Origin of the sequence: Nonomuraea diastatica, assembly GCF_004349015.1 — a bacterium.
Classification (GTDB): Bacteria; Actinomycetota; Actinomycetes; order Streptosporangiales; family Streptosporangiaceae; genus Nonomuraea; species Nonomuraea diastatica.
Genome location: NZ_SMKP01000032.1, coordinates 15,495 through 40,829, shown reverse-complemented (window position 1 = coordinate 40,829; position 25,335 = coordinate 15,495). Strand labels below are relative to the sequence as shown.

Annotated in this window: 22 protein-coding genes, 1 tRNA gene and 1 pseudogene; 19 read left to right on the top strand and 5 right to left on the bottom strand. The window is 69.6% G+C overall.

Annotation, left to right across the window (positions count from 1 at the left end):
* The first annotated feature begins 32 nt into the window (after nt 1-32).
* The 11 genes from yjfF (at nt 33) to E1294_RS13895 (ending at nt 12,839) form a co-directional block, all read left to right on the top strand.
* Nucleotides 33-1,022, top strand: a complete 990-nt coding sequence (gene yjfF, locus E1294_RS13945) for a galactofuranose ABC transporter, permease protein YjfF (RefSeq protein ID WP_246083009.1) — start codon at nt 33-35, stop codon at nt 1,020-1,022.
* A 194-nt stretch (nt 1,023-1,216) separates the two neighbouring features.
* The gene (chvE, locus tag E1294_RS13940) at nt 1,217-2,335 is read left to right on the top strand and encodes a multiple monosaccharide ABC transporter substrate-binding protein (RefSeq protein WP_132508535.1); all 1,119 of its coding nucleotides are present in this window, start codon (nt 1,217-1,219) and stop codon (nt 2,333-2,335) included.
* Between the two features lie 61 nt (nt 2,336-2,396).
* Nucleotides 2,397-3,926: a multiple monosaccharide ABC transporter ATP-binding protein gene (mmsA, locus tag E1294_RS13935; RefSeq protein ID WP_132508533.1), complete on the top strand. Its 1,530-nt coding sequence runs from the start codon at nt 2,397-2,399 to the stop codon at nt 3,924-3,926.
* A 5-nt stretch (nt 3,927-3,931) separates the two neighbouring features.
* Nucleotides 3,932-5,191, top strand: a complete 1,260-nt coding sequence (gene mmsB, locus E1294_RS13930; protein WP_181958493.1) for a multiple monosaccharide ABC transporter permease — start codon at nt 3,932-3,934, stop codon at nt 5,189-5,191.
* Between the two features lie 63 nt (nt 5,192-5,254).
* Nucleotides 5,255-6,250 (top strand): LacI family DNA-binding transcriptional regulator, encoded by a 996-nt coding sequence (locus tag E1294_RS13925; RefSeq protein WP_132508603.1) that lies wholly within the window; start codon nt 5,255-5,257, stop codon nt 6,248-6,250.
* 56 nt (nt 6,251-6,306) lie between these two features.
* Nucleotides 6,307-7,929 carry a ribulokinase gene (gene araB, locus E1294_RS13920; RefSeq protein WP_220447720.1) on the top strand — a complete coding sequence of 541 codons (1,623 nt, stop codon included), beginning with the start codon at nt 6,307-6,309 and terminating at the stop codon, nt 7,927-7,929.
* Between the two features lie 179 nt (nt 7,930-8,108).
* Nucleotides 8,109-8,789 carry an L-ribulose-5-phosphate 4-epimerase gene (locus E1294_RS13915; protein ID WP_425465205.1) on the top strand — a complete coding sequence of 227 codons (681 nt, stop codon included), beginning with the start codon at nt 8,109-8,111 and terminating at the stop codon, nt 8,787-8,789.
* Nucleotides 8,786-10,240, top strand: coding sequence for an L-arabinose isomerase (gene araA, locus E1294_RS13910; RefSeq protein ID WP_132508529.1), 1,455 nt, complete (start codon nt 8,786-8,788; stop codon nt 10,238-10,240). The genes E1294_RS13915 and araA overlap by 4 nt, the downstream gene beginning before the upstream one ends.
* Before the next feature lie 90 nt (nt 10,241-10,330).
* Nucleotides 10,331-11,539 (top strand): FAD-binding protein, encoded by a 1,209-nt coding sequence (locus E1294_RS13905; RefSeq protein WP_132508528.1) that lies wholly within the window; start codon nt 10,331-10,333, stop codon nt 11,537-11,539.
* An 89-nt stretch (nt 11,540-11,628) separates the two neighbouring features.
* A complete protein-coding gene (locus tag E1294_RS13900) occupies nt 11,629-12,411 on the top strand; it encodes an LLM class flavin-dependent oxidoreductase (RefSeq protein WP_132508527.1) in 783 nt (260 codons plus the stop codon).
* 35 nt (nt 12,412-12,446) lie between these two features.
* On the top strand, nt 12,447-12,839 hold the full coding sequence (locus E1294_RS13895; protein ID WP_132508526.1) for a DUF3224 domain-containing protein: 393 nt from the start codon (nt 12,447-12,449) through the stop codon (nt 12,837-12,839).
* A 20-nt stretch (nt 12,840-12,859) separates the two neighbouring features.
* On the opposite strand, the gene E1294_RS13890 is transcribed toward E1294_RS13895, so the two are convergent.
* Nucleotides 12,860-13,816, bottom strand: coding sequence for a DUF2071 domain-containing protein (locus tag E1294_RS13890; RefSeq protein WP_132508525.1), 957 nt, complete (start codon nt 13,814-13,816; stop codon nt 12,860-12,862).
* 29 nt (nt 13,817-13,845) lie between these two features.
* Between E1294_RS13890 and E1294_RS55715 the strand changes: the two genes are divergently transcribed.
* The 4 genes from E1294_RS55715 to E1294_RS13870 all read left to right on the top strand — a co-directional run bounded on the left by E1294_RS55715 (nt 13,846) and on the right by E1294_RS13870 (nt 17,051).
* Nucleotides 13,846-14,121, top strand: a complete 276-nt coding sequence (locus E1294_RS55715; protein ID WP_132508523.1) for a hypothetical protein — start codon at nt 13,846-13,848, stop codon at nt 14,119-14,121.
* A gap of 58 nt (nt 14,122-14,179) precedes the next feature.
* On the top strand, nt 14,180-15,337 hold the full coding sequence (locus E1294_RS13880; protein WP_132508521.1) for a methyltransferase: 1,158 nt from the start codon (nt 14,180-14,182) through the stop codon (nt 15,335-15,337).
* A 60-nt stretch (nt 15,338-15,397) separates the two neighbouring features.
* On the top strand, nt 15,398-16,417 hold the full coding sequence (locus E1294_RS13875) for a type III polyketide synthase (RefSeq protein WP_132508519.1): 1,020 nt from the start codon (nt 15,398-15,400) through the stop codon (nt 16,415-16,417).
* 91 nt (nt 16,418-16,508) lie between these two features.
* Nucleotides 16,509-17,051 (top strand): TIGR03086 family metal-binding protein, encoded by a 543-nt coding sequence (locus tag E1294_RS13870; protein WP_132508517.1) that lies wholly within the window; start codon nt 16,509-16,511, stop codon nt 17,049-17,051.
* On the opposite strand, the gene E1294_RS13865 is transcribed toward E1294_RS13870, so the two are convergent.
* Nucleotides 17,020-18,693: an asparagine synthase-related protein gene (locus E1294_RS13865; RefSeq protein ID WP_246083008.1), complete on the bottom strand. Its 1,674-nt coding sequence runs from the start codon at nt 18,691-18,693 to the stop codon at nt 17,020-17,022. The two genes, E1294_RS13870 and E1294_RS13865, sit on opposite strands and share 32 nt — an antisense overlap.
* Nucleotides 18,694-18,916: 223 nt before the next feature.
* Here E1294_RS13865 and E1294_RS13860 point away from each other — a divergent pair, with 223 nt between their 5' ends.
* A complete protein-coding gene (locus E1294_RS13860; protein WP_246083007.1) occupies nt 18,917-20,398 on the top strand; it encodes a vWA domain-containing protein in 1,482 nt (493 codons plus the stop codon).
* 114 nt (nt 20,399-20,512) lie between these two features.
* Nucleotides 20,513-20,585: transfer RNA gene (locus E1294_RS13855), tRNA-Ala, on the top strand.
* A 43-nt stretch (nt 20,586-20,628) separates the two neighbouring features.
* Here the strand turns inward: E1294_RS13855 and E1294_RS13850 are convergent.
* From E1294_RS13850 to E1294_RS13840, 3 genes are all read right to left on the bottom strand, one after another.
* Nucleotides 20,629-21,531, bottom strand: a complete 903-nt coding sequence (locus E1294_RS13850) for a substrate-binding periplasmic protein (protein WP_132508513.1) — start codon at nt 21,529-21,531, stop codon at nt 20,629-20,631.
* A gap of 12 nt (nt 21,532-21,543) precedes the next feature.
* A complete protein-coding gene (locus E1294_RS13845; RefSeq protein WP_132508511.1) occupies nt 21,544-22,176 on the bottom strand; it encodes a hypothetical protein in 633 nt (210 codons plus the stop codon).
* 76 nt (nt 22,177-22,252) lie between these two features.
* On the bottom strand, nt 22,253-23,527 hold the full coding sequence (locus E1294_RS13840; protein ID WP_132508509.1) for a hypothetical protein: 1,275 nt from the start codon (nt 23,525-23,527) through the stop codon (nt 22,253-22,255).
* Between the two features lie 186 nt (nt 23,528-23,713).
* Between E1294_RS13840 and E1294_RS13835 the strand changes: the two genes are divergently transcribed.
* Both E1294_RS13835 and E1294_RS57730 read left to right on the top strand, forming a co-directional pair.
* Nucleotides 23,714-24,640 carry an NAD-dependent epimerase/dehydratase family protein gene (locus E1294_RS13835; protein ID WP_132508507.1) on the top strand — a complete coding sequence of 309 codons (927 nt, stop codon included), beginning with the start codon at nt 23,714-23,716 and terminating at the stop codon, nt 24,638-24,640.
* Nucleotides 24,637-25,200, top strand: a pseudogene (locus tag E1294_RS57730) (glycosyltransferase family 2 protein); the annotation flags it as partial. The gene E1294_RS13835 and the pseudogene E1294_RS57730, both read left to right, overlap by 4 nt.
* Nucleotides 25,201-25,335: the final 135 nt, after the last annotated feature.

The following is a 25,335-nucleotide window of genomic DNA, read 5'->3' as shown; positions in this document are numbered from 1 at the left end:
TGGCGACCGGGCGCGCCGGACGGAGTGAGGCGATGAGCATGAGCACGATGACGCTGGGCCGCGCGGCCGTGCCCGCGAAATACCTGCCGGTGCTGGTGACCGGCTGCCTGTTCGCGGCCATGTTCGTGGCGGGCGGAATCCGCTACGAGGGGTTCGCCAGCGGGCAGGTGGTGCTCAACGTCTTCATCGACAACGCGTTCCTGCTGGTCGTGGCGGTGGGGATGACGTTCGTGATTCTGACGGGGGGCATCGACCTGTCGGTGGGCTCGGTGGTGGCGCTGTCGACGATGATCGCGGCCAGCCTGATGGCCGGGCCGGGGTGGCCGCCGTACGTGGTGATCCCGCTGGTGCTGGCGATCGGATCGGGGCTGGGGCTGGTGATGGGCGCCATCGTGCACGCCTTCGACATCCAGCCGTTCATCGTGACGCTGGCGGGCATGTTCCTGGCCCGAGGGCTGTGCTACACGATCGGGACCGACTCGATCCCGATCGAGGACGCGACGTTCACGGCGTTCGCGCAGACCAGGATCGACCTGTTCGCCGATCTGTGGATCTCACCCAGTGTGGTCATCGCGGTGGTGGTCGTGCTCGTGGCGGCGTACGTGCTGCACTACACCCGGCTGGGCCGCTCGGTCTACGCCACCGGCGGCAGCGAGCAGTCGGCGATGCTGATGGGCCTGCCCGTGGGCCGGACGAAGATCGCGGTCTACACCATCAGCGGCTTCTGCTCGGCGCTCGGCGGGGTGCTGCTGTCGTTCTACATGCTCTCCGGCTATGGGCTGCACGCCGTGGGCATGGAGCTGGACGCGATCGCGGCGGTGGTCATCGGCGGCACGCTGCTGACGGGCGGCAGCGGTTTCCTGCTCGGCACCGTGCTCGGCGTGCTCGTGCTCGGCCTGATCCAGACGATCATCAGTTTCGAGGGCACGCTCTCCTCGTGGTGGACGAAGATCTTCATCGGCCTGCTGTTGTTCGTCTTCATCCTGTTGCAGCGGGTGTTCTCGGCCCGCTCAAGCCGTTGACCTGCGAGGAGACGTTTCGGGATAGTTACCTGTCGGTTATGGACGACCGTTGACAAGGGCTTTGTTAGCGATAACAATCGGGCGGTGGTGAACGCGAAATTTGTTGATATTCGTCACGTTATGTGATCGGAATCACCGCTCCATCGGCAGCCGCCGCGTCCAGCGCTGCCGCGACCCCTTCGCAAGGAGATGACATGAGGTTGGGACGAATCGGGGGCGTGGTGTCCGCCATCGCGCTCGCCGTGACCATGACGGCCTGCGGTTCGAGCACGAAGACGATCGACGCGGAAGCCTCCGCCTCCGCTGCGGCCGGCAACGCCGGCGCCCTGGTCGGCGTCACGATGCCCACCAAGTCGTCGGAGCGCTGGATCCACGACGGCGACAACGTCAAGGAGCAGCTCGAGAAGCTGGGCTACAAGGTCGACCTGCAGTACGCGGAGAACGACATCCCCACGCAGGCCAACCAGATCGAGAACCAGATCACCAAGGGCGCCAAGCTGCTGATCATCGCCTCGATCGACGGCACCGCGATCACCTCCCAGCTCCAGCAGGCCGCCGACAACAAGATCCCGGTCATCGCCTATGACCGGTTGATCCGCAACAGCCCCAACGTCGACTACTACGCCACGTTCGACAACTACAAGGTCGGCGTGCAGCAGGCGACCTCGCTGCTGAAGGGCCTCGGCGTCGAGGACGGCGAGAAGGGTCCGTTCAACGTCGAGCTGTTCGGCGGCTCGCCCGACGACAACAACGCCACGTTCTTCTGGAACGGCGCCATGTCCGTACTCCAGCCGAAGATCGACGACGGCACCCTCGTGGTGAAGAGCGGCCAGACCGACTTCAAGACCGCCGCGATCCTGCGCTGGGACCCGGCCACCGCGCAGAAGCGCATGGAGGACATCCTCACCAAGACCTACACCGGCGGCGCCAAGGTCGACGGCGTGCTCTCGCCGTACGACGGCCTGTCGATCGGCATCCTGTCGGCGCTCAAGAGCTCCGGCTACGGCCGCAGCGGCCAGGCGTATCCGGTCGTGACCGGCCAGGACGCCGAGCTCGCCTCGGTCAAGTCGATCATCGCCGACGAGCAGTACTCCACCATCTTCAAGGACACCCGCAAGCTCGCCGAGCAGACTGTGAAGATGGCCGACGCCGTGCTCAAGGGCGGCAAGCCCGAGGTGAACAACACCAAGGACTACGACAACGGCAACAAGGTCGTGCCCTCGTACCTGCTCGACCCGGTGATCGTGGACAAGAGCAACTACAAGGACGTCATCATCGGCGGCAACTACTACACCGAGGACCAGCTCAAGTAAGACCGGGCGCCCCGGGGACCGGCGAGGTCCCCGGGCCCTCCCGGCTGTGAGCGAGGGGCATATGACCGAACAAATCTTGCGGATGCGCGGGATCACCAAGACGTTCCCCGGCGTCAAGGCGCTGCAGGACGTCAATCTGTCCGTCCGGCGGGGCGAGATCCATGCCATCTGCGGTGAGAACGGCGCCGGCAAGTCGACGCTGATGAAGGTGCTGTCGGGCGTCTACCCGCACGGCGACTACGAGGGTGAGATCACCTTCGAGGGACGGCGGTGCGAGTTCGGCGGGATCCGCGACAGCGAGCGCGCCGGCATCGTCATCATCCACCAGGAGTTGGCGCTCAGCCCGCAGTTGTCGATCGCCGAGAACATCTTCCTCGGCAACGAGCGCGCGAGGCGCGGCCTCATCGACTGGAACCGTACCAACTACGAGGCCGCCACGCTGATGAAGCGGGTCGGGCTGCGCGAGAACCCGACGACGGCGATCGCCGACATCGGCGTGGGCAAGCAGCAGCTCGTGGAGATCGCCAAGGCGCTGGCGAAGGAGGTGAAACTGCTCATCCTCGACGAGCCCACCGCCGCGCTCAACGACGACGACTCCGCGCACCTGCTCGACCTGCTGCGCGGCCTGCGCGACGAGGGCATCACCTGCGTGATCATCTCTCACAAGCTCAACGAGGTGACCGCGATCGCCGACTCCGTCACGATCATCCGCGACGGCCGCACGATCGAGACCCTGGACATGGCCACCGACCAGGTCACGGAGGACCGCATCATCTCCGGCATGGTCGGCCGCGCGCTCGACAACCGGTTCCCGCCGCACGAGCCGACGATCGGCGACGAGGTGCTGCGCATCGAGGACTGGACGGTGCACAGCCCCAGCCAGCCCGGCAGGAAGGTGGTCGACGGCGCCGCGCTCTCGCTGCGCCGCGGCGAGATCGTCGGCCTGGCCGGGCTGATGGGCGCCGGTCGCACGGAGCTCGCGATGAGCGTGTTCGGGCGGACGTACGGCGTGCACATCACCGGCAAGATCTTCAAGGACGGCAAGCCGATCGAGATTCGCAACGTCCAGGACGCCATCAGGCACGGCATCGCCTACGCCACCGAGGACCGCAAGAGGTACGGGCTCAACCTGATCGAGGACGTCAAGCGCAACATCAGCGCCGCCGGGCTGCGCGGGATGTCGAAGCGCGGCTGGGTCGACGAGATGGAGGAATATCGCGTCGCCGAAGAGTTCCACAAGAGCATGAACATCAAGGCGCCCAGCGTGTCGAGCATCGTCGGCCAGCTGAGCGGCGGCAACCAGCAGAAGGTCGTGCTCTCCAAGTGGATCCTCACCGAGCCCGACGTGCTCATCCTCGACGAGCCCACCCGCGGCATCGACGTCGGCGCCAAGTACGAGATCTACACGATCATCAACCGCCTGGCCGACCAGGGTAGGGCCGTGCTCGTGATCTCCTCCGAGCTGCCTGAGCTGCTGGGCCTGTGCGACCGCATCTACACGCTCTCCGAGGGCCGCATCACGGGCGAGGTGCCGCGCCGGGACGCCACGCAGGAACGCCTCATGCACCTCATGACCAAGGGACAGGAGTAGCTCACATGAGCAGCATCACGCCCGCCGACGTGGAGGTCGGCGCCAAGGGCGACGGAGGATCGCCACGGCAGCCGGGCCGGGTGTCGCTCGGCGGACTGTCGCTCAACCTGCGATCGAGCGGCATCTACATCGCCTTCGCGCTGATCGTCGCGCTGTTCTCGGTGCTGACCGACGGAGCCCTGCTCACACCGCAGAACATCTCGAACATCATTGTCCAGAACTCCTACGTGCTGATCCTCGCGATCGGGATGATCCTCGTCATCATCGCCGGGCACATCGACCTGTCCGTCGGCTCGGTGGTCGCGGTCACGGGCGGGCTGGCCGCGGTGCTCATGGTCAACATGAGCGTGCCGTGGCCGCTGGCCCTGCTGATCACGCTGGTGGCCGGAGCCCTCATCGGGGCCTGGCAGGGTTACTGGATCGCCTATTTCGGCATCCCGGCGTTCATCGTGACGCTGGCCGGCATGCTGCTGTTCCGGGCGCTGACGCTGACCGTGCTCGGCAACCAGGGCATCGGCCCGTTCCCCGACCAGGTCCGCACACTCGCCAACGGCTTCACCAGCGGCTATCTCGGCAACATCGGCCTCGGTCTGCTCGGCGGCGCCGACCTGTTCAGCCTGCTCGTCGGCGTCATCGCCGTCGCCGGCATGGTCGCCGCCCAGTGGCGCTCGCGCACCGCCCGTCAGGGGTACGGGCAGGTGGTCGAGCCGATGGTGTTGTTCGTGCTGAAGATGGTGGCCGGCGCCGCGCTGATCCTCTTCCTCGTGGTGCAACTGGCCCGGTTCAACAACCTCCCGTGGGTGCTGGTCCTGCTGGCCGTGCTCGTGCTGGCGTACTCGCTGATGGCCGGCAGGACCGTGTTCGGCCGGCAGATCTACGCGCTCGGCGGCAACCTCCAGGCGGCGGTCATGTCCGGCGTACGCGTCAAGTCGGTGGTTTTCTGGATCTTTGTGAACATGGGCGTGCTGTCGGCTATCGCCGGCATCATCTTCGCCGGCCGGCTCAACCAGGCGGGTCCCACGGCGGGCAACGCCTTCGAACTGGACGCCATCGCGGCGGCGTTCATTGGCGGCGCGGCCGTCCAGGGCGGCGTCGGTAAGATCGTCGGCGCGATCACCGGCGGTCTGATCATGGCCGTCATCAACAACGGCATGTCCCTGATCGGCTCGCCGAGCGAGCGGGTCATGCTCGTCAAGGGCGCCGTGCTCCTCGCCGCGGTGGCCTTCGACGTGTGGACCAAGCGCAGGGCGGGCGCCGCGCGCTAGCGCGAGCCGGCCAGCCGAGTGAAAGGAGAGACCGTGACGACCCCCAAGCGCCGTCTGCCGGTCATGGCTGACGTGGCCAAAGAGGCGGGCGTCTCGCACCAGACGGTCTCCCGGGTGCTCAACGACCACCCGAACGTCCGGGCCGACACCCGCGCCAGGGTGGAGGAGGCGATCATCCGGCTGGGCTACCGGCGCAACCTGGTCGCTCGAGCCCTGGTCACCAAGCGGTCGAGGACGCTCGGCGTGGTGAGCTTCGACACCACGCTGTACGGCCCGGCCAGCACGATCTACGGCATCGAGCAGGCGGCCAGGAGCGCCGGCTACTTCGTCAGCATCGTCAGCCTGAAGTCGATCGACGCGGCCGGCGTCCGCGACGCCATCGACTACCTCGCCGAGCAGGGCGTCGACGGCGTGGTCGTGGTCGCCCCGCAGCGCTCGGCCGCGCGTGCCCTGGAGAACCTGCCGTCCGGCATGCCGGCGGTGGCGGTCGAGGGCACACACAGCGCGGACGTCTCGGTGGTGTGCATCGACCAGATCGAGGGCGCCAGGCTCGCCACGCGGCACCTGCTCCAGCTGGGCCACGAGACCGTGTGGCACGTCAGCGGCCCGCCCGACTGGCTGGAGACCGAGGGCCGGCTCCAGGGCTGGCGCGCCGCGCTCGAGGAGGCCGGCCGGGACGTGCCCGAGCCGCTGGCCGGCGACTGGAGCCCGCGCGCCGGCTACGAGGCGGGCAAGAGCCTGGCGCGGATGGACGGCGCCACCGCCGTCTTCGCGGCCAACGACCAGATGGCGCTCGGCGTGCTGCGCGGCCTCAGCGAGGCGGGAGTGCGCGTCCCCGACCAGATCAGTGTGGTGGGCTTCGACGACATCCCCGAGTCGGAGTTCTTCTCGCCGCCGCTCACCACGGTCAGGCAGGACTTCGACGTGGTGGGCAGGCACTGCATCGAGGTGCTGCTGCGGCAGATCGACGGGCTGATCGATGGGGGGTCCTCCGCGTACGAGCGTCTGGTCGTGCGTCCCACCTTCGTCGTCAGGTCGAGCACCGCCCCAACTCGGTAGATGATGGGGATGCCCCCGGATAACCCCTGGAGTCCAATGTGAACGCTAACACCTACGTGGTCGGAGTGGACTTCGGCACCCTCTCAGGGCGTGCCGTCGTCGTCCGCGTGCACGACGGCGCCGAGCTGGGCAGCGCCGTCCACGAGTACACCCATCGCGTCATCGAGACGGAACTGCCCGGCTCCGGCGTACGGCTCGGCCCCGATTGGGCGCTGCAATCGCCGCAGGACTGGATCGACGTGCTCAGAACCGCCGTGCCCGAGGCGGTCGCCACCGCGGGCGTCGCGCCCGAGCAGGTGATCGGCATCGGCACCGACTTCACCGCCTGCACCGTGCTGCCCACCACCGCCGACGGCACGCCGCTGTGCTTCGAGACGCCCGCCGAGCCGCACGCCTGGCCCAAACTCTGGAAACACCACGCCGCGCAGCCGCACGCCGACCGGATCAACGACCTGGCCGCGCGCCGGGGCGAGGGCTGGCTGCCCCGCTACGGCGGCAAGATCTCCTCCGAGTGGGAGTTCGCCAAGGGCCTTCAGGTCCTCGAAGAGGCCCCCGAGGTGTACGCCAGATCCGAGCGCTGGATCGAGGCCGCCGACTGGATCATCTGGCAGCTCACCGGCGTCGAGAGCCGCAACATCTGCACCGCCGGCTACAAGGGCGTCTTCCAGGACGGTCACTACCCGTCGGAAGAGTTCCTCGCCGCGCTCAACCCCGGGTTCGCCGGGTTCGCCGCCAAACTCGCCACCGGCGAGGTCGGCGACGGTGCCGGCGACGGCGCCACGCTGGCCCCGCTCGGCGGCCTCGCCGGCCGCCTGACCGCGCGGGCCGCCGGATGGACCGGGCTGCCCGAGGGTGTGGCCGTCGCCGTCGGCAACGTGGACGCCCACGTCACCGCCGCCGCCGCGGACGCCGTACGGCCCGGCCAGATGGTGGCCATCATGGGCACCTCGACCTGCCACATCATGCCCAGCGACCAGCTCGCCGAGGTGCCCGGCATGTGCGGCGTCGTCCAGGACGGCATCGTGCCCGGCCTGTGGGGCTACGAGGCCGGGCAGTCCGCGGTCGGCGACATCTTCGCCTGGTTCGTCGACTCCTTCGGCGCGGACGGGCACGAGCAGCTCACGTCGCTGGCCGAGAAGCAGGCCGTGGGGCAGCACGGGCTGGTGGCGCTCGACTGGTTCGGCGGTAACCGCTCGGTCCTCGTGGACCACAACCTCTCCGGAGTGATCGTCGGCCAGACGCTGGCCACCAAGCCGGAGGACGTCTACCGCGCGCTCATCGAGTCCACCGCGTACGGCGCCCGCATGATCGTGGAGACGTTCGAGAAGTCCGGGGTGCCGGTCGAGGAGTTCGTCGTCGCCGGTGGCCTGCTGAAGAACCCCTTCCTCATGCAGGTCTACGCCGACGTGCTGCGCCGCCCCCTGTCGGCCATCGGCTCCGACCAGGGGCCCGCGCTCGGCTCGGCCATCCACGCCGCCGTCGCCGCCGGCGCCTACCCGGGCATCGAGGAGGCGGCCGCGGCCATGGGCAAGCGCACAGAGGCCGCGTACGTGCCCGACGAGGCCCGCGCCGACGCCTACGACCGGCTCTACGCCGAATACCGCAAACTCCACGACTTCTTCGGAGACGGACAGATGCTGCACACCCTGCGCGCGATCAGGAACGAGGCCCACCCGTGAGCCGCGAGGGAGCGCCGACGTCTGGAGGAGCGGCGGGAGCGGAGCGACCAGAGCGGGGGAAGGCGGCGGCGTTGGGCGACCGAGCCGCCGAACGGAGTGAGGCCATGAGCAGAGAGGGAGCGCCGACGTCTGGAGGAGCGGCGGGAGCGGAGCGACCAGAGCGGGGGAAGGCGGCGGCGTTGGGCGACCGAGCCGCCGAACGGAGTGAGGCCATGAAAACGATCGTCGCCGACCTGCACGCCGAGTTGGTCCGCTACGGCCTGGTCGTCTGGACCGCCGGGAACGTCTCGGGGCGGATCCCGGGTGGGGACCTGTTCGTCATCAAGCCGTCCGGCGTCTCCTACGACGAGCTGACCGTGGAGAACATGGTCGTGTGCGACCTCGACGGCAACCTCGTCGAAGGTGCGCATTCGCCGTCCAGCGACACCGCCGCGCACGCGTACGTCTACCGCAACATGCCCGACGTGGGCGGCGTCGTGCACACCCACTCCACCTACGCCTCGGCGTGGGCCGCCCGCGGCGAGGCCGTCCCCTGCGTGCTGACCGCGATGGCCGACGAGTTCGGCGGCGAGATCCCGCTGGGCCCGTTCGCCCTGATCGGCGACGACTCGATCGGCCAGGGCATCGTGGAGACGCTCAAGGGCCACCGTTCGAAGGCCGTGCTCATGCAGAACCACGGGGTGTTCAGCATCGGCAAGGACCCCAAGGCCGCCGTGAAGGCGGCGGTGATGTGCGAGGACGTGGCCCGCACCGTCCACGTGGCCAGGCAGCTCGGCGAGCCGCTGCCCATCCCGCAGGACGACATCGACCGCCTCTACGACCGCTATCAGAACGTTTACGGACAGAGGAGCCCGCGTTGAAGATCTGGTTTCTGACCGGTAGCCAGGGACTTTACGGCGACGACACGCTGCGCCAGGTGGCCGAGCAGTCCCGGCGGATCGCCGAGCAGCTGCCCATGCCGGTGGAGTGGAAGCCCGTGCTCACGGACGCGGCGGCGATCCGGCGTATCATGCTCGAGGCCAACGCCGACGACTCGTGCGGGGGCGTGATCGCGTGGATGCACACGTTCTCGCCGGCCAAGATGTGGATCGCCGGGCTGGACGCGCTGCGCAAGCCGCTGCTGCACCTGCACACGCAGGCCAACGTGGAGCTGCCGTGGAGTTCCATCGACATGGACTTCATGAACCTCAACCAGGCCGCGCACGGAGACCGCGAGTTCGGCCACGTGCAGACCCGCCTGGGGGTTCCGCGTAAGACCGTGGCGGGGCACGTCAGCGACCCGGCCGTGGCCGAGCGCATCCTCACCTGGGTCCGCGCCGCCCGTGGCCTGGCCGAGGTGCGCACGCTGAAGCTGGCGCGCTTCGGCGACAACATGCGCGACGTGGCCGTCACCGAGGGCGACAAGGTCGAGGCGCAGCTGCGCTTCGGCGTCTCCGTCAACACCTACGGTGTCAACGACCTCGTCGAGGTGGTGGACGCCGCCGCAGACGCCGATGTGACGGGGCTGGTCAAGGAGTACGCCGAGCAGTACACCGTCGCCCCCGAGCTGCTCGGCGAGCGTCACGAGTCGCTGCGTTACGCGGCCAGGGTCGAGCTGGGCCTGCGCGGCTTCCTGGAGGCCGGCGGTTTCAAGGCGTTCACCACCAACTTCGAGGACCTCGGCGGCCTGCGCCAGCTGCCCGGCCTGGCCGTGCAGCGGCTGATGGCCGACGGCCACGGCTTCGGCGGAGAGGGCGACTGGAAGACGTCGGTGTTGCTGCGTACCCTCAAGGCGATGTCGCCCGGCGGCACCTCGTTCATGGAGGACTACACCTACCATCTGACGCCCGGCCAGGAGCTGATCCTGGGCGCGCACATGCTGGAGGTCTGCCCGTCCATCGCCGCCGGCACCCCGTCGTGCGAGATCCACCCGCTGAGCATCGGCGGCAGGGAGGACCCGGTCAGGCTCGTCTTCGACGCCGAGCCCGGCCCCGGCATCGTGGTCGGCCTGGCCGACATGGGTGACAGGTTCCGGCTGGTGGCCAACGAGATCGATGTCGTGGCCCCGCCCGAGCCGTTGCCCAAGCTGCCCGTGGCCCGCGCGGTGTGGCGTCCCCGCCCCAACCTGCGCACGTCCACGGAGTCGTGGCTCACCGCGGGCGCGCCTCACCACACGGTGTTGTCCACGGCCGTCGGCCGGGACGAGCTGACCGACCTGGCCGACATGCTCGGCGTCGAGCTCGTGATCATCGACACCGAGACGACCACCGAGCGGCTCGCCAAGGAGCTGCGCTGGAACCAGGCGTACTACCGCCTGGCCCAGGGCTTCTGACCCGCCGCGGCACCACGGGGGCACCAGGGCGGCGGGACCGCGGCAACCCCAGCAGGATCGACAGAGGACGACTGTGGCAAGGTGAGGGCCGTGACGTTGACCAACTGGGCGGGCAACACCGCCTTCCGGGCTCAAAACGTGCACCATCCCACCTCCCTCGACGAGCTCCAGCGGCTCGTCGCCGCCAGTGCCCAGGTGCGGGCGCTGGGCAGCGCTCATTCGTTCAACGAGGTCGCCGACGCTACCGGCGACCTCGTGGTCCTGGACCGTATGCCCGGCGCCGTGGAGATCGACAGCGCGGCGGCCACGGCCAGGGTTCCGGCGCGCATGACGTACGCGCGGCTCGCTCCCGTGCTGCACAAGGCCGGGTTCGCGCTGACGAACATGGCCTCGCTGCCGCACATCTCGGTCGCGGGCTCCGTCGCGACCGGCACCCACGGCTCGGGGGAGGGCATCCCCGGCCTGGCCGCCGCCGTGTCCTCGCTCGACCTCGTCACCGCCGACGGCTCGGTGCTGACGATCTCCCGCGGCGACGCCGGCTTTCCCGGCGCGGTGGTGGCGCTCGGCGCGCTCGGCGTCGTCACGTCGCTGACGCTCGACCTCGTGCCCGCCTTCGAACTGCGCCAGTACGTCCGCGAAGGGCTGGCCCTGGAGGCGCTCGGCGACTTCGACGAGATCATGGCCAGCGGCTACAGCGTCAGCCTCTTCACCGACTGGCGCGACACCCGCGTCTGGCTGAAGCGCGCCGACGAGCTGACCAGCCCCGACTGGTACGCCACCCGCCCGGCCGATGGCCCCCGCCACCCGCTGCCCGCCATGCCGGCCGACAACTGCACGACCCAGCTCGGCGTGCCCGGCCCGTGGCACGATCGGCTGCCGCACTTCCGCGCCGACCACCCGCCGAGCGGCGCCGGCGACGAGCTGCAGTCGGAGTTGCTGCTGCCCAGGGAACACGCGGTCAAGGCGCTGCGCGAGCTGTTCACGATCGGCGACCGGATCCGGCCCGTCCTGCACATCTCGGAGGTGCGCACAGTCGCCGCCGACGACCTGTGGCTCAGCCCGTTCCACGGCCGTGACAGCGTGGGCATCCACTTCACCTGGGTGCGCGACGTCGCCGCGGTGCTGCCGGTGCTGGAGCTGGTGGAGGAGACGCTGGCGCCGTTCGAGCCGCGGCCCCACTGGGGCAAGCTGTTCACCGTCTGGCCGCCCTGCCCCGAAAGGTTCCGCACGCTGGTGGGGCGGCTCGACCCGGAGGGCAAGTTCGCCAACGACTTCACCCGGATACTGCTGCGGGAGTAGCAAGCCCCCGGGGCTTGCGCCCCCTGGTGTAGCGGATCACAGGTCCGGGGGACGATGCGCCGGGCCCGGCCGTCCACGATCGTTGGACCATGAACGATCTCCCGTTCCGCTTCGGCGTGGTCGCCGGACAAGCGCCCGACGCCGCCTCGTGGACCGGCCTGGCCTGCCGGGCGGAGAGCCTGGGCTACGCCACGCTGCTGGTGCCCGACACGATCGCCACGCTCTCGCCCTTCACCGCCGCCGCCGTCGCCGCCACGGTCACGACGACCCTGCGCGTCGGTACGTACGTCGTGAGCGCCCCGTACCGGACGCCGGAGACCGTCGCGTGGGAGACCGCGACCCTGCACACGCTCACCGGCGGCCGGTTCGAGCTGGGCCTCGGGGCCGGCCGGCCCGCCGCCGAGCAGGACGCCGCCGCGCTCGGCGTCAGGTTCGGCACGCCGAGCCAGCGCATCGAGCGGATCGCCAGGACCATCGACGCGGTCAAGAACGTGCGCGTGCTGGTGGCCGCGGCCGGGACGAAGCTGCTCAGGCTGGCCGCAAGGAAGGCCGACACGGTCGCGATCGGCGTGCCGCCGCACCACCCGGAGGAGCAGGTGGCGGCGAAGCTGGACGAGCTGTACGAGCTGGCCGGCGACCGCTACGACGAGCTGGAGCTCAGCATGAACCTCGCGGTCGCGGGCGGCGAGCCGCCCGGCCGGCTGCTCGGCCGTTTCGGCCGCACCGGCAGCGGGATCCTCACCGGCACGGCCGACGAGATGGCCGATGTCCTGCGGCGCCGCCGCGACAGGCTCGGGATCTCGTACGTGACGGTGAACGCCGCGTGCCTGGACGCCTTCGCGCCCGTGGTCGAAAGGCTCGCCGGTACCTGACGGGATCTGTCAGGTATGACCGGCACGATGAGCCCATGACCGCCAAGGGAACCTTCGACACCGCCGGCTGGGACGCCAAGCCGCCCTTCGACGAGCGTGACGGCGTCTCGCTCGGGCTCGTGACCCTGACCAAGACCTTCCACGGAGACCTGACCGGCACCGGCGTGGTCACCATGATGGTGGCCACCACCCCCGTGGAGGACTCTCGCTCGTACGTGGCGCTGGAACGCATCGAGGGCACCCTGCACGGGCGCTCGGGCAGTTTCGTCGTCCAGCACAATGCCGTCAGCGACGCGGGCGACCAGTCGCTGCGCATCACGGTCGTGCCCGATTCGGCGACGGGGGAGCTGCGCGGCCTCAGGGGTGAACTGGCCATCGTCATCGCCTCCGACGGCGGCCACTCCTACACCTTCGACTACCGGCTCTGATCCGCCCGGCGCACCCCGGTTCACTGCGGGCTGAGGCGGCGGGGCGGGGTGTGGATGTCGAAGTGCAGGTGGGGCTGGGCCAGGACGGAGTGGGGGCGTGTGCCGGGCGTGATCAGGCCGAGGCGTTCGAAGACGGGGAACCTTGCCGAGGTGGCGGCGAGGTGGCGGGGCCGCATGACCGGGTGCCAGATGCTGTAAACGCCGATCTTCCCGTCTCTGCGGAGATACCAGCCCCGGGTGGGGTGGGTCAGGCGCTCCAGCCAGTCGGACTCGCCGTCGAAGCCGTCCAGCAGGGCGGGAGGCTCCGGTGACTCGGTGGCCTCGCAGTGGGCGCGTCCCGCCTCCAGACGCCAGCGGGCTGGGGCGGCGCCCCAGTCGGCCTCGATGCGGATGCGGTCGCGGCGCCACGGCATGCCCCACACGTGCTGGGGGATGGCGACCACCGGGTGGTCGAGGCTGGTGCCGAAGAACCAGACGCCCGGCCTGCCGTACGCGGTGACGTAGGTGCGGTAGTTGATCTGCCCGCAGCTGATGGCGGCCGGCGGCAGGAAACGGAAGTGGAAGTCGCGATCGCGGAAGGCCACAGCCGAGACGAGGGCGCCCGGGCCGTCCGCGAAGGTCGTCTTCATCGGCTCGAAGCCGTCAGGCAGATGCCGGGCCAGCACGTCGGCGTCCACCGGATAGCTGATGATCGCGAAGTTGTCGAGTTCGGTCTGCGCGTGGTACCAGCGCGGGCGCGGCCGGGGAGTGCCGGTGAAGCTCATGCACCAAACAGTACGATCACCATCGCCGGACCGCGAGGAGCCGGGACATCCTGCCGATCTTGGGACGAAACGGCCCAGGCGGACGGTGGACCGGTAACGGCGGCCCTGCCTCGTGATCTCAGCCGCGATCCCGATGTTGCCCAGCAACGCCAGCGGGTGCACGGCCGAGATGCCCGAGGCGAACAGCAGGGTGCCGGAGCCGCGCTCCAGCATCGCCGGCAGATCGGCTCATCGTGCAGCTGGTGGAGCGGGTGCAGAGGGCCGGGACGCTGCGGGCCGACGTCGGGCCGGTCGATCTGGCGTTCTTCGTGATGGCCAACTCCCGGGTGGCGGAGGCGGACCCCGGGCACCATACTTCAGCCTCGACCAGCACTGACATGATCATGGCCTATCATGTTAAGCGTGTCCAAGATCGTGAAGCGGGCCTACAGGTACCGCTTCTACCCGACGGGGCCGTGCACGACCGGGACGTCAACGCCGCGATCAACATTCTGGCCGCCGGGCTGGCGGACAGGTGAAACGCCTGCGGAGAGCTGGTAAGACCGGCTTCGGAGTCTTCCGGGGAGGCATGGCCCGATGAAACAGGAACCCCGGCCCGGTGACGGGCTGGAATCCCCCGGCCTCGGCCGTGGGGAGGAAGTCAAGATCCACTGGAGCGAGGCGGGGCAGGAACGATCGGCGCCGTGGCGCACGGCGCTGGGCGCGCCGCCTCCGGCGCGCGTGGTGACGGCCGACGACCGCATGAAGGCCGACACCGCCTACCGGCTGGCCTGTGAGGGCACCGCGCTGCTGTGGCGGGGTGACTTCCAGAACGCCCGGCAGCTCCTGCGCGCCATGGGCCGCCGCTGCAAGCCCGCCGCGCCCGGCAGCGGCTTCCACCGCTACCGCCAGGCGCAGTCCCAGCGCGCCCGCACGCTCGGCATGCTGCTCATCCCGTACGCCGACGGCCACGTGGTGCCGCTGCGCCGGGCGCCCGACGTGCGGGAGGCGTGCACCGAGGCCTACGGCCCCGACGCCCCTCCCGCGGTCGGCCAGCTGCGCGAGTTGCTCGGCGTGATCGGCGCCCACGAATGGCGCAAGAAGGGCGTGTACGTGCCGGCGCTCGGCGCGCGCATCCACCCCCATCACGGAGTCTTCTCCCCGATCAGGGGCGAATACGTCGATCTCGTGGCCGAGGCGCCGCTGCCCGGCGACCGGCTGGCGTTCGACGTCGGCACGGGCACGGGCGTGCTGGCGGCCGTGCTGGCCAGGCGCGGCGTCCGCCACGTCGTCGCCACCGACCTCGACGAGCGGGCCGTCGCGTGCGCCGGCGCCAACATCGCCCGGCTGGGCCTGGCCGAGCAGGTGGAGGTCGTGCGCACCGACCTGTTCCCGCCCGGACGCGCCCAGCTCGTCGTCTGCAACCCGCCGTGGTTGCCCGCCAAGCCGGTCTCCCCGCTCGACCAGGCCGTCTACGACCCCGGCGGGCGGATGGTGCGCGGGTTCCTCGACGGCTTGGCCGAGCATCTGGAGCCGGCGGGCGAGGGCTGGCTCGTCCTGTCCGACCTCGCCGAGCACCTGGGCCTGCGCACGCGCGCCGCCCTGCTGGCCGGGTTCGAGGAGGCGGGGCTGCGCGTGGTGGACCACATGGACGTCGCGCCGCGGCACGACCGGCCGAAGGATGAGGACGACCCGCTGCACGCGGCCCGAGCCGCCGAGGTGACCTCTCTCTGGCGGCTGACCCCGCTGACCTGAAGGACGCGGCGGGTGTGGGCCGGCATGTTAGCCAGGGCCGTTCAGCGGCAGGAGATATCCATGCATATTTCGGGGGTGCAGATCGTTTTCCCTGATCACCGCTACGAGCAGGCGGAGATCACCGAGGCGTTCTCCCGGCTGACGGAGTGCGATGAGGACCTGCTGCGGCGCTTCCACACCGCAGCAGGTGTGGAAGGCCGCAACCTCGCTCTTCCGCTGGCCGACTATCCCAAGCTCGAATCCTTCTCCCGCGCGAACGACGCGTACGTCGAGGCCGCCCTCGATCTCGGCGAGCAGGCGATGCGGGCCGCGCTCAAGAAGGCCGACGTGCGCCCGGAGAAGATCGACCACCTGCTGTTCTGCTCGACCACCGGCCTGGCCACTCCCTCGCTCGACGCGAAGCTGGCCCAGCGGGTGGGCCTGCGGTCGGACGTCAAGCGGGCGCCGGTGTTCGGGCTCGGCTGCGCGGCGGGCGCGTCCGGCCTGTCGCGCCTGTACGACTACCTGCGCGGCTGGCCCGACCACGTCGCGATGCTGGTCTGCGTGGAGCTGTGCTCGCTGACGATCCAGCGTGACGACACCTCGATCGCGAACCTGGTCGCGAGCGGCCTGTTCGGCGACGGCGCGGCGGCCGTCGTGGCGACGGGGCGCGGACAGGGCCCCGAGGTCGTCGCCACCCGCAGCAGGCTCTATCCCGGCACCGAGCACCTCATGGGCTGGGCCGTCGGCGACCACGGCTTCAGGATCATGCTGGACCCCGAGCTGACCGGGTTCGTCGAGCAGGTGCTGGCCGCCGACATCAAGGCATTCCTGGCCGACTACGGCCTGCTCCCCGAGCAGGTTGCCACCTGGGTCTGCCACCCGGGCGGTCCGAGGGTCATCGACAAGATCGTGGCAACCCTTGGCCTGCCGCCCAGGGCGCTCGACGTGACGTGGCGGTCGTTGCGCGAGCACGGCAACCTGTCGTCGGTGTCGGTGCTCCACGTCCTCCAGGAGACTCGCGGCCGGCCCGGCACGCCCGCCGTGCTCATGGCGCTGGGCCCGGGGTTCTCCGCCGAGCTGCTCCTGCTGCACTGGTGATCGCGTACACGCTGCCGATCGGCATGGCCAGGGCGCTGCCGACCGTACGGGCGCGTGCGCGTGGAGGACGGGGGCTGGCAAGCTGTTGGCCATGAACGAGACGCTGACGATGCTGCGTGGCGCGGCCGACCATACGTCGAAGCTGGTCACCGAGATCGGCGAGGACGAGTTCCCGCTGCCCACCCCCTGCGCCGACTACGACGTGAAAGCGCTGATCAACCACCTGGAGTGGGGCGCCACCCTGTTCGAGTCGCTGGCTCAGGACGGCGAGTTCCTCCCGGAGAAGGAATACACCGGTGACTTCCCCGACCGGGTCGGGCGGATGCTGGCCGTCTGGGCCCGGCCGGAGTCGTGGGAGGGCGTCAGCCAGGGGCTGGGCCTGCCGAAGAGCGTGCTGGCCAATATGGCGCTGACCGACCTGGTGGCCCACGGGTGGGATCTGGCCCGCGCGACGGGGAGGACCTACGAGGTGGAGGAGGAGACGGCGGCCGCGCTGCTGGCCTTCGCCCGGCAGATGGCGCCGACGGGCCGCGAGCGCGGTGCGTTCGGCCAGGAGGTTCCGGTGCCGGAAAGCGCGTCCGTGCTCGACCGTTTCCTCGGGGTCATCGGGCGGGATCCGGCGTGGAAACCGTGATCTGCTCGAGCCCCTCGGGCTCCTTGCCGGGATAGAGGCCGGTGAGCAGGGTGCTGACCGTGTAGAGGTGCCAGGCCTGGGCCGGTTTCCTGACCACGGGGTCGGCGAACAACGCGCGCACCTCGTCCGCGTTCACGACGGGAGTCAGGACGTCCAGGTTGCCGAGCACCTGCCTGCGCAGGATGTCCGTCAGCGCGGGTCCGGGGCTGGTGCGCCAGCTCCACCCGCCGTCGGTCCTCGCGGTGGGCATGTGCCCGGCCGGCAGGCGGGACCAGAACCACCGTTTGGTCATGCCCTCCGCGAACCGCCACGGTTTCCCCTCGATCGGCACATCACGCAGCTGAGGGGCGAATCGCAGGATGAGGTCATAGATCACCCCTTCGGACAGGCGCCAGCCCTGGTCCAGGCTGAGCGCCGCGCGCACCACCCGGTTGTCCAGGAACGGCCGCACCGGATCGCCGCGCCGCAGCGACCCCGCGCGGGCGCTGGCCTGCCAGCGGCCCACTTTGTACCAGATATAGAGGTGGTCGAGAGCCTCCAGCCGGTTCGGCCGGGCCAGCCACGGCCTGGCCAGCTCGCGAGCGTGCTCGTTGGCGTCCGCCGTGAACATCTTCTCGTCCTTGGCGAAGGTGGTGGTGATCCGCCGCAGCAGCGCCTTGTCGCCGAGGTCGGTCTGGAGCAGGTTCAGGCTGCCCGCGCGCAGCGTCTCGCCGCTCTGCCCTGACATGGTGGGCTTGCCGGAGTACGGCAGATAGCTCACGATCGACTCGTACGCCGACGTCATGCCCTCGCACGTGCGCAGCGTCTCCCAGGTCCGGCTCAGCGGGTGCTCCACCAGCACGGCGTCCTTCTGGGCGGTCTGCTGGGGCGCGATGACGGTGTGCTCGACCTTCAGCCGGGCCGCGATCTGCCGCGCGATGATCACGTCGGGGTGCGTGTCGAGCCCGTTGGTCGTCACCCGGAACGGCACCCGCGCCGCGTGCAGCAGCGCCGCGAGGATCCGGGTGTCGCGCCCGCCGGTCAGCGCCAGGTTGACCGGCTCGCTCAGGTCGCGCAGCGGTGTGACGGTGGCCAGCAGCGCCTCAGCCAGCTCGCCGATCGCGGCCCGCTTGGCCCGCGCTGAGGTGGGCGCCGGCGCCGCCTCCGGCAGCGGGGTCTCGGCTATGGTGCGCCGCCCGTCCTGGACGTCGAGCCGCGCGTTCGGCCGCAACGCCGTCACCCCCTTGTACGGCGTCTCATCCGACAGGAAGAACCCCTGCCTGATCATGGTCTGCAGGGCGAGCACGTCGTGTTCGATCCGGTCGACCGGCTGGGCCGCCAGGTGCACGAGCAGGGCGCGGCTGCCGACGACGTGCAGGTCGGGCGTCTCGGCGTAGAAGACGGGGCACACCCGGTTGACGGCGGTGCTCGCGGTCAGCTCGCCGTCGCGGGCGATCCACGCGGAGAAGCAGCCGCCCACGGAGTCGCCGGGCAGCCTGGTCACGTCGGCCGGGTCGGCCAGGTGGCCGTTGAGCCCGATGACCCGGCCGTCGTGCTCGGAGATCAGCGGCGGCTGCCGCGTGTCGCCGGGTTCGTTCGTCCACGCGAGCAGCGACACGCCTCTGCCGTGCCATTCCCGCGCGCGGATGACGTCGGCGGGCACCGGAAAGGCCGTTTCGATAACGGTTCGGGCCCTGCTCAGGACATCAGCGGGAACGTCATGTCGCTTCGCGGCCAAAGCCAGATACACGCGCACGGCGTCATGCCTACCTCAAATGCCCTATCTGTCACAACTGATCACGCGACGGTCGCGGTTTGCGCTCGCTTACGTCACCGGCCCGGCCACGGCCTGATCGATTCCGTCGTACGGGGCGGAGGTGGAAGTGATGAAGTTTCGTCCCTTGGTGGTCGGTGTAGGGCTGGTGACCGTACTGACGCTCGCCGCCTGCGGTGGCCCAGGCGGTTCGGCGGCCGGAGAGCGAGCGGTGGAACAGGCGGGCCGCGCCGACCGGCGGCCGGCCCCATCGGCGACCCAGACGGCGAACGCCGAGGAGGACGGCGACAAGGACACCACCACGGCGCAGATCTCCACGTTCGCCCTGGACGTGGACACCGCGTCGTACGGCTACGCCCGCCGTACCCTCCAGGAGGGCCGCTGGCCCGCGCCGGCCGAGGTCCGTCCCGAGGAGTGGGTCAACGCGTTCCGGCAGGACTACGCGCAGCCGTCGGGCGACGGCTTCGCCGTGCACGTGGACGGCGCGAAGCTGCCGTCCCGCGACGAGGCGGTCATGCGCGTGGGCCTGCAGACGCGCGGCACGGACGCCGCCCAGCGGCGGCCCGCCAACCTCACGTTCGTCGTGGACGTGTCCGGCTCGATGGCCGAGACGGGCAGGCTCGACCTCGTCAAGTCGGCCCTGAACAAGCTGCTCGACCAGCTCGCGCCCGGCGACCAGGTGTCGATCGTGGCGTTCAGCGACGAGGCCACCGTACTGGCCTCGATGACCCCGCTGACCGCCAGGGAGGAGCTGCGGAGCGCCGTGGACGAGCTGGCCGTCGACGGCGGCACCAACCTGGAGAGCGGCCTGGTCGCCGGCTACGAGGAGGCGTCCAAGGCGTTCAGGACCGCCGCCACGAACCGGGTCATCCTGCTCTCCGACGGCCTGGCCAACCAGGGCAGCACCGAGTGGCGGACCATCCTCGACCGGGTCAAGGAACACGCGGGCAAGCAGGTCACGCTGCTCACCGTCGGCGTCGGCAGGGACTACGGGGACGAGCTCATGGAGCAGCTCGCCGACAATGGCGACGGCATGGCCGTCTACGTCAGCTCCCAGGAGGAGGCCGACAAGATCTTCACCACGCAGCTGCCCGCCACCATCGAGCTGCGGGCGCGCGACGCCAAGGCACAGGTCGTGTTCAACCCGTCCGTGGTGGACAGTTACCAGCTCGTCGGATACGAGAACCGCGCGCTGGACGCCGAGGAGTTCCGCGACGACACCCGCGACGGCGGCGAGATCGGGCCGGGCCACTCCGTCACCGCGCTGTACGCGCTGCGGCTCAAGCCCGGCGCCGAAGGCCAGCTCGCCCAGGCCACCGTGCGCTGGCAGGACCCCGACACCAGGGCCGCGTCCGAGGAGAGCGCGTCGTTGGGGGCGGACGATCTGGCCGGGTCCGTGTGGGACGAGGCGCCGGTCCGGCTCCAGGTGGACGTGGTCGTCGCCGCGTTCGCCGGCTACCTGCGGGACAAGAAGGCGTTCGGCCTGGACCTGTCGACGCTCGGGGAGCACGCCTCCCGGCTGGCCGCCGACTCCGAGGACCCGATGGTGGCGGAGCTGGCCACGCTCATCGAGAAGGCCAGGTCGGTCGGCTGACCACCGGGGGCCGGTTCGGCGTCACGGGCGCGCGCCGAGCCGGCCCCCGGTTTTGCCGGATGTATGTGCGTGCTTGGGTGGTCGGGAAGTCGGCTACACTCGTACACGCGGCAAGGGGCTATGGCGCAGCTGGTAGCGCGCCTCCATGGCATGGAGGAGGTCTGGGGTTCGAATCCCCATAGCTCCACCCAGATCGTCTACGGCTGGAAACGCGTCTTCGCTTCCTGACGTCAGTCCTGGTCGGTGCAGCGCTCGGCGTCGATCACGCTCGGCTGGAACTTGTCCCTGATCTGTTTGTCGGTCATACGCGGGTTGCCGGGCGCCAGCCTCTCGTATTCATTGATGAGATGGGCTCGCAGATCGGCGAGCCAGTGGTTGCTCTTAACATATGTGTCGATGGCCTTCACCAGTTGCCGACACGCTTCCTCATGCTCTTTACGCAGCGCTATGGAGATGTGCTGCTCCCTCCCCAAGGGCAGGTCGAGCACCTGGAGGACGGACTTTCCTCGGATGACATTATTGTCGTCGATGGTGTATCCCATGAGGATGATCCGGTCTGTGCTGTAGGCGAAAGCCTCCCCTTGCTTGACTTTCTCGATGCACGCTTCCGGGGTAAGAGCGGTGGTGGGGACCAGCGGAACGGCCTGCTTTATCATTTTTATTGTTTCGTCTGCCGAGGTTCTTTCCACCGTGCATATGGTCTCGCCGGCGAGTTCCTTGACATTGCGGACCTGCTTGGCATTGGCAAGGGTCAGCAGTCCGATATCGGTCCTCAGATAGGAGCGGGCAAGCCGGAAATCGTCCGCCCTGGTGTCGGTGTCGGAAATCATCCCCATCACCATGTGCACCTTATTGTCGGCCAGTTGGCTCTGCCAGTTGTTCGTCCGTGTCCACGTGGGTGTGGACTGTTTGACCCCTGCGTTCTCCATGATCTTGTTCCGAGCGGATTCCTCGAAGCCGACCGGGTCGGGGCCCTCGTTCTGAAACAGTCCTGGATATTCCTTGACGCCCACCGTGACGATATCCAGGTCCAAGGGGGAAGGAAGTTTCGCAGAGCTGCTCCCGCAGGCCGTCACGAGGAGGAGCGCCGCCGCGAGGGCGCCGGCACTCCGTGAGCGCTTACCGGACTTCATCTTGGCCCCTGACTACCGATAGAGTGTGACATTTTTGGCCGTGATGGTCACCGAGCAATTCTGGGTGGAAACCAGCTGCATGGACAGGGTGACGCTGCTCTCTCCCTCGATGTCGAACTCGGCGGATTCTCCGTCGGTGAATTCTTTTTCCTTCCCGTCCGGCTGACGGCCGTTCATCAGAACATTGACCCGGTTGCCTGGACAGGATCCTTGCTCCTCATCAGGGTCCGCGTACGACACGGGAACACGCAGCCGTGTGTATCCATTCTCAACGCGAACGTTCGTCCGGGCCTTGTTGCCCGGGTGGAGGAGCTCTGGAGACCATTTCACCACCACGGCCTTGCCATCCGCCACGGCGACCGCCTGCACTATCGCGTGGGCTGTCAGCCCGACCAGAGCCGGCGTGACAACAGTGAGGATCACGATGGCCAGGGTCGCGGGAGGCGGGTCCAGCAACGGCTTACGGATGATCACGAGCACGGCTGCGGCTAATGCGGCATATCCGACAAACAGAGCGGCCAGGTCCAAATCCAGCCAACCTGGACCGGCTGCTATCCCGAGGAGAAGCGCAATGAGATGAACCACTCCGACGATGAGTGCGTCTCTCCGCTTTACGCCGCCCTCGGCCCATCGGTGGGCGTCCATGTAGAGATGCTAAGTCCACAACCGTCACGCTGGGCGGAATGTCCGACGGTTTTATGGTTCACAGGAAACCCCGGCACTATCTACGGCTTGGTGCACCCCGGCCCTTCTGGGCGGCGTGTTCGGCCGGGCGGGGACCGGTTTCATCCGCGCCGGTAGCCGGGCCTGTTGTGAGCGGGCCGCGTTCCCGCCAGGGCAGGCCGCAGACGAGCGCGGCGATGACGACGAGCGACGAGAGCACCCACAGCCGGTGGGCAACCCCCCACTCCAGCCCCGCCATGAAATAGAGCAGGTGAAGATAGCCGACCACCACCCAGAGGCTCGTGGCGGTGATGGCCGCCCAGGCTCGGCGCGGCGGCCGGGCGAGGAGATAGGGCAGCGGCCAGAGCAGATACTGGGCGCCCAGCCGGTAGGTCACGATGAGGAAGACCAGGAGCAGGGCGAGGGTCAGCACCTCAGGCTCGGCCCGCCGCCACCACCAGAGCGCGGCCAGGAGCGCGGCGGCCAGGATGACCAGGCCGGTCCGGCCGAAGGCGGGCGAGACCATCTGCTCCCCGCCGGTCGCCACGGCCGTCCAGCCCCAGTCGCCGACCACCGGGCGGGTCGACATGATGGCGCGCACCAGGGCGGGCAGCTCGCTGACCGCGGTGTCGAGGAAGACCGCACTGCTGGCCAGCATGGCGAGGGGCGCCACCGCGGTCCAGACGAGCACCGTGACCCGCCGGCGCAGGCCGGGCACCGCCAGCACGACGCCCGGCACGAGCAGCAGCGACCAGTGGGTGCATGACACCGACAGGCCGATGAGCAGCCCCGCGAGCTGGACGCGACCCCGGCGGGCGGCCAGGAGCGCGGCCACGCCGAACAGCAGCGTGATCGGCGGGAACTGCCCGTGCAGCCCGCTCACCAGGACTCCGACGGGCAGGCACGCGTACTGGAAGCCGCGCAGCGCACCGCGCTCGGTCGCGAGCCTGCTGATCAGGGGAATGAGCGCGAGGTCGGCGACGATCGGCACGATCCGGCCGGCGACGGCCCACGACAGCCCCAGCGTCTCGCCCAGCTCCTGCTGCCCGGCCAGCACGTAGGCGAGCAGTGGCAAGAAATGCCAGCCCCCCTCACGCAGGTGCATCGTCGGGTTGAGCCCGTCGAGCACCGCGTTGGCGGCGTCGCGGAAGTCGTGCTCGAAGTCGTAGGGCTGGACGGCCATCTGGGGGGCCAGCAGCATGGCGAGCACACGCAGGGCGGCTCCTGCGCAGAGCGCCAGCCACAGCGGCGGGGCCCAGCCCTTGCGCTGGGCGAGCACCGCCAGAGCGAAACCGACGGCCAGCGGCGGCCCCATCATCACCTCGGGGGTCACCGGCACTCCATGGGGTGGCTCCGTTCTCGGCTGTCACGATCACGTTGAAGAAAACCGTAGCCTACGTGAAGTGCGCGACGGCTCCGTGCGATGCGTCTGAACACCCCGAACCTGGGCAGCCGGATTGAGCGAATCTACAGGTTGCGCCGGTAGGGTCTCCAGAACGTCAAGCGAAAGGAGCGGCGAATGTCGGAGTTCGCCGGAGCTCGTGTGCTCGTCACGGGAGGGTCAGGCTTCATCGGCAGACGCCTGGTCGCGGCTCTGCTCGCAGAAGGTGCCGAGGTCGTGGTGGCCGATCTGAACGCCCATCCCGACCCCGCGGTGCGCTCTGTGGTGGGAGATCTGCGCGATCCCGGGGTCCGCGGTGAGGCCGTGTCCGCGGGGCTCGACGGCGTCGTGCACCTCGCGGCGGTCACGTCGGTGTTGCGCTCGGTCGAGGACCCCGCCGGAACCTATGAGGTGAACGTCGCGGCGACAGCGGGGCTGCTCGAACTCGCCCGCGAGCGGGAGGTGCCCAGATTCACGTTCGCGTCCACCAACGCCGTGACGGGCGACGTGGGCAGCGCGCCCATCACCGAATGGCAGGCGCTGCGCCCGCTCACCCCCTACGGCGCGACCAAGGCGGCGGGCGAGATGTTGCTGAGCGCCTACTCCGGCGTGTACGGCATGCAGACCTGCGCGCTGCGTTTCGCCAACGTCTACGGCCAGGGGATGCGGCACAAGGACAGCTTCGTGCCCCGGCTGATGCGCGCCGCCGCCGAGGGCACCGGCGTCCAGGTGTACGGCGACGGCACCCAACTGCGCGACTACGTCCACGTGGACGACATCGTCCAGGCCGTCCAGGTGACCTGGCGCACGGGCCACAACGGCCCTCTGGTGGTCGGCTCGGGGCGTTCGGTGAGCGTGAACGAGCTGATCGAGGCGGCCCGCGACGTCACCGGGGCGCCGATCCCGGTCGAGCACGTCGCCGCCAAGCAAGGAGAGATGCCGGCGGTCGTGCTCGACACGTCGCTGGCCAAGACACTCGGGTACGAACCGCGGCACGATCTGACCACCGGCCTGCCGACCGTGTGGCCGGACTTCGTGCCCGGTGGTGTGGAGGGCCTGGCATGACCGCCGATCACATGGCGAACACCGACGCGCGGATCGACGCCGCCGCGATGGCGGAGTTCACCGCCGAGCACGGCGGCGACCTTCCTCCCATCGCGATCGTCATCGCCGCCTACAACGAAGAACGCGGCATCGGCGACGTGGTCAGCGCGATCCCGGCCGTCATCGCCGGGCACGAGACGGCGACCGTCGTGGTCGTCGACGGCGCCTCCGACGACACGGCGGCCGTGGCCCGCAAGGCCGGCGCGCTGGTCTGCGACGTCCCCGTCAACCGGGGGCAGGGCGCGGCCCTGCGGCTCGGCTACCGCATCGCCAGGGCGGGCGGCGCCCGCTACATCGTGACCACCGACGCCGACGGGCAATACGACCCGGCCGACATCGAGCGCATCCTCGCTCCCCTGCTGAAGGGGGAGGCCGACTTCGTCACCGGCTCGCGGGTGCTGGGGCGCCAGGAGACCTACGACCGCGTGCGCCGCCTGGGCGTGCACGTCTTCGCCCGGATGATCAGCCTGCTGACCGGGCAGCGCATCACCGACACCTCCTTCGGCATGCGCGCGATGCGCGCCGAGGTCACCGGGGCCGTCACGCTGAAGCAGCCTCAGTATCAGTCGTCCGAGCTGCTCATCGGCGTCATCTCGCGGGGCTACAAGGTGGTGGAGGTGCCGGCGACGATGCGGTTGCGGGTCGCCGGCACCACC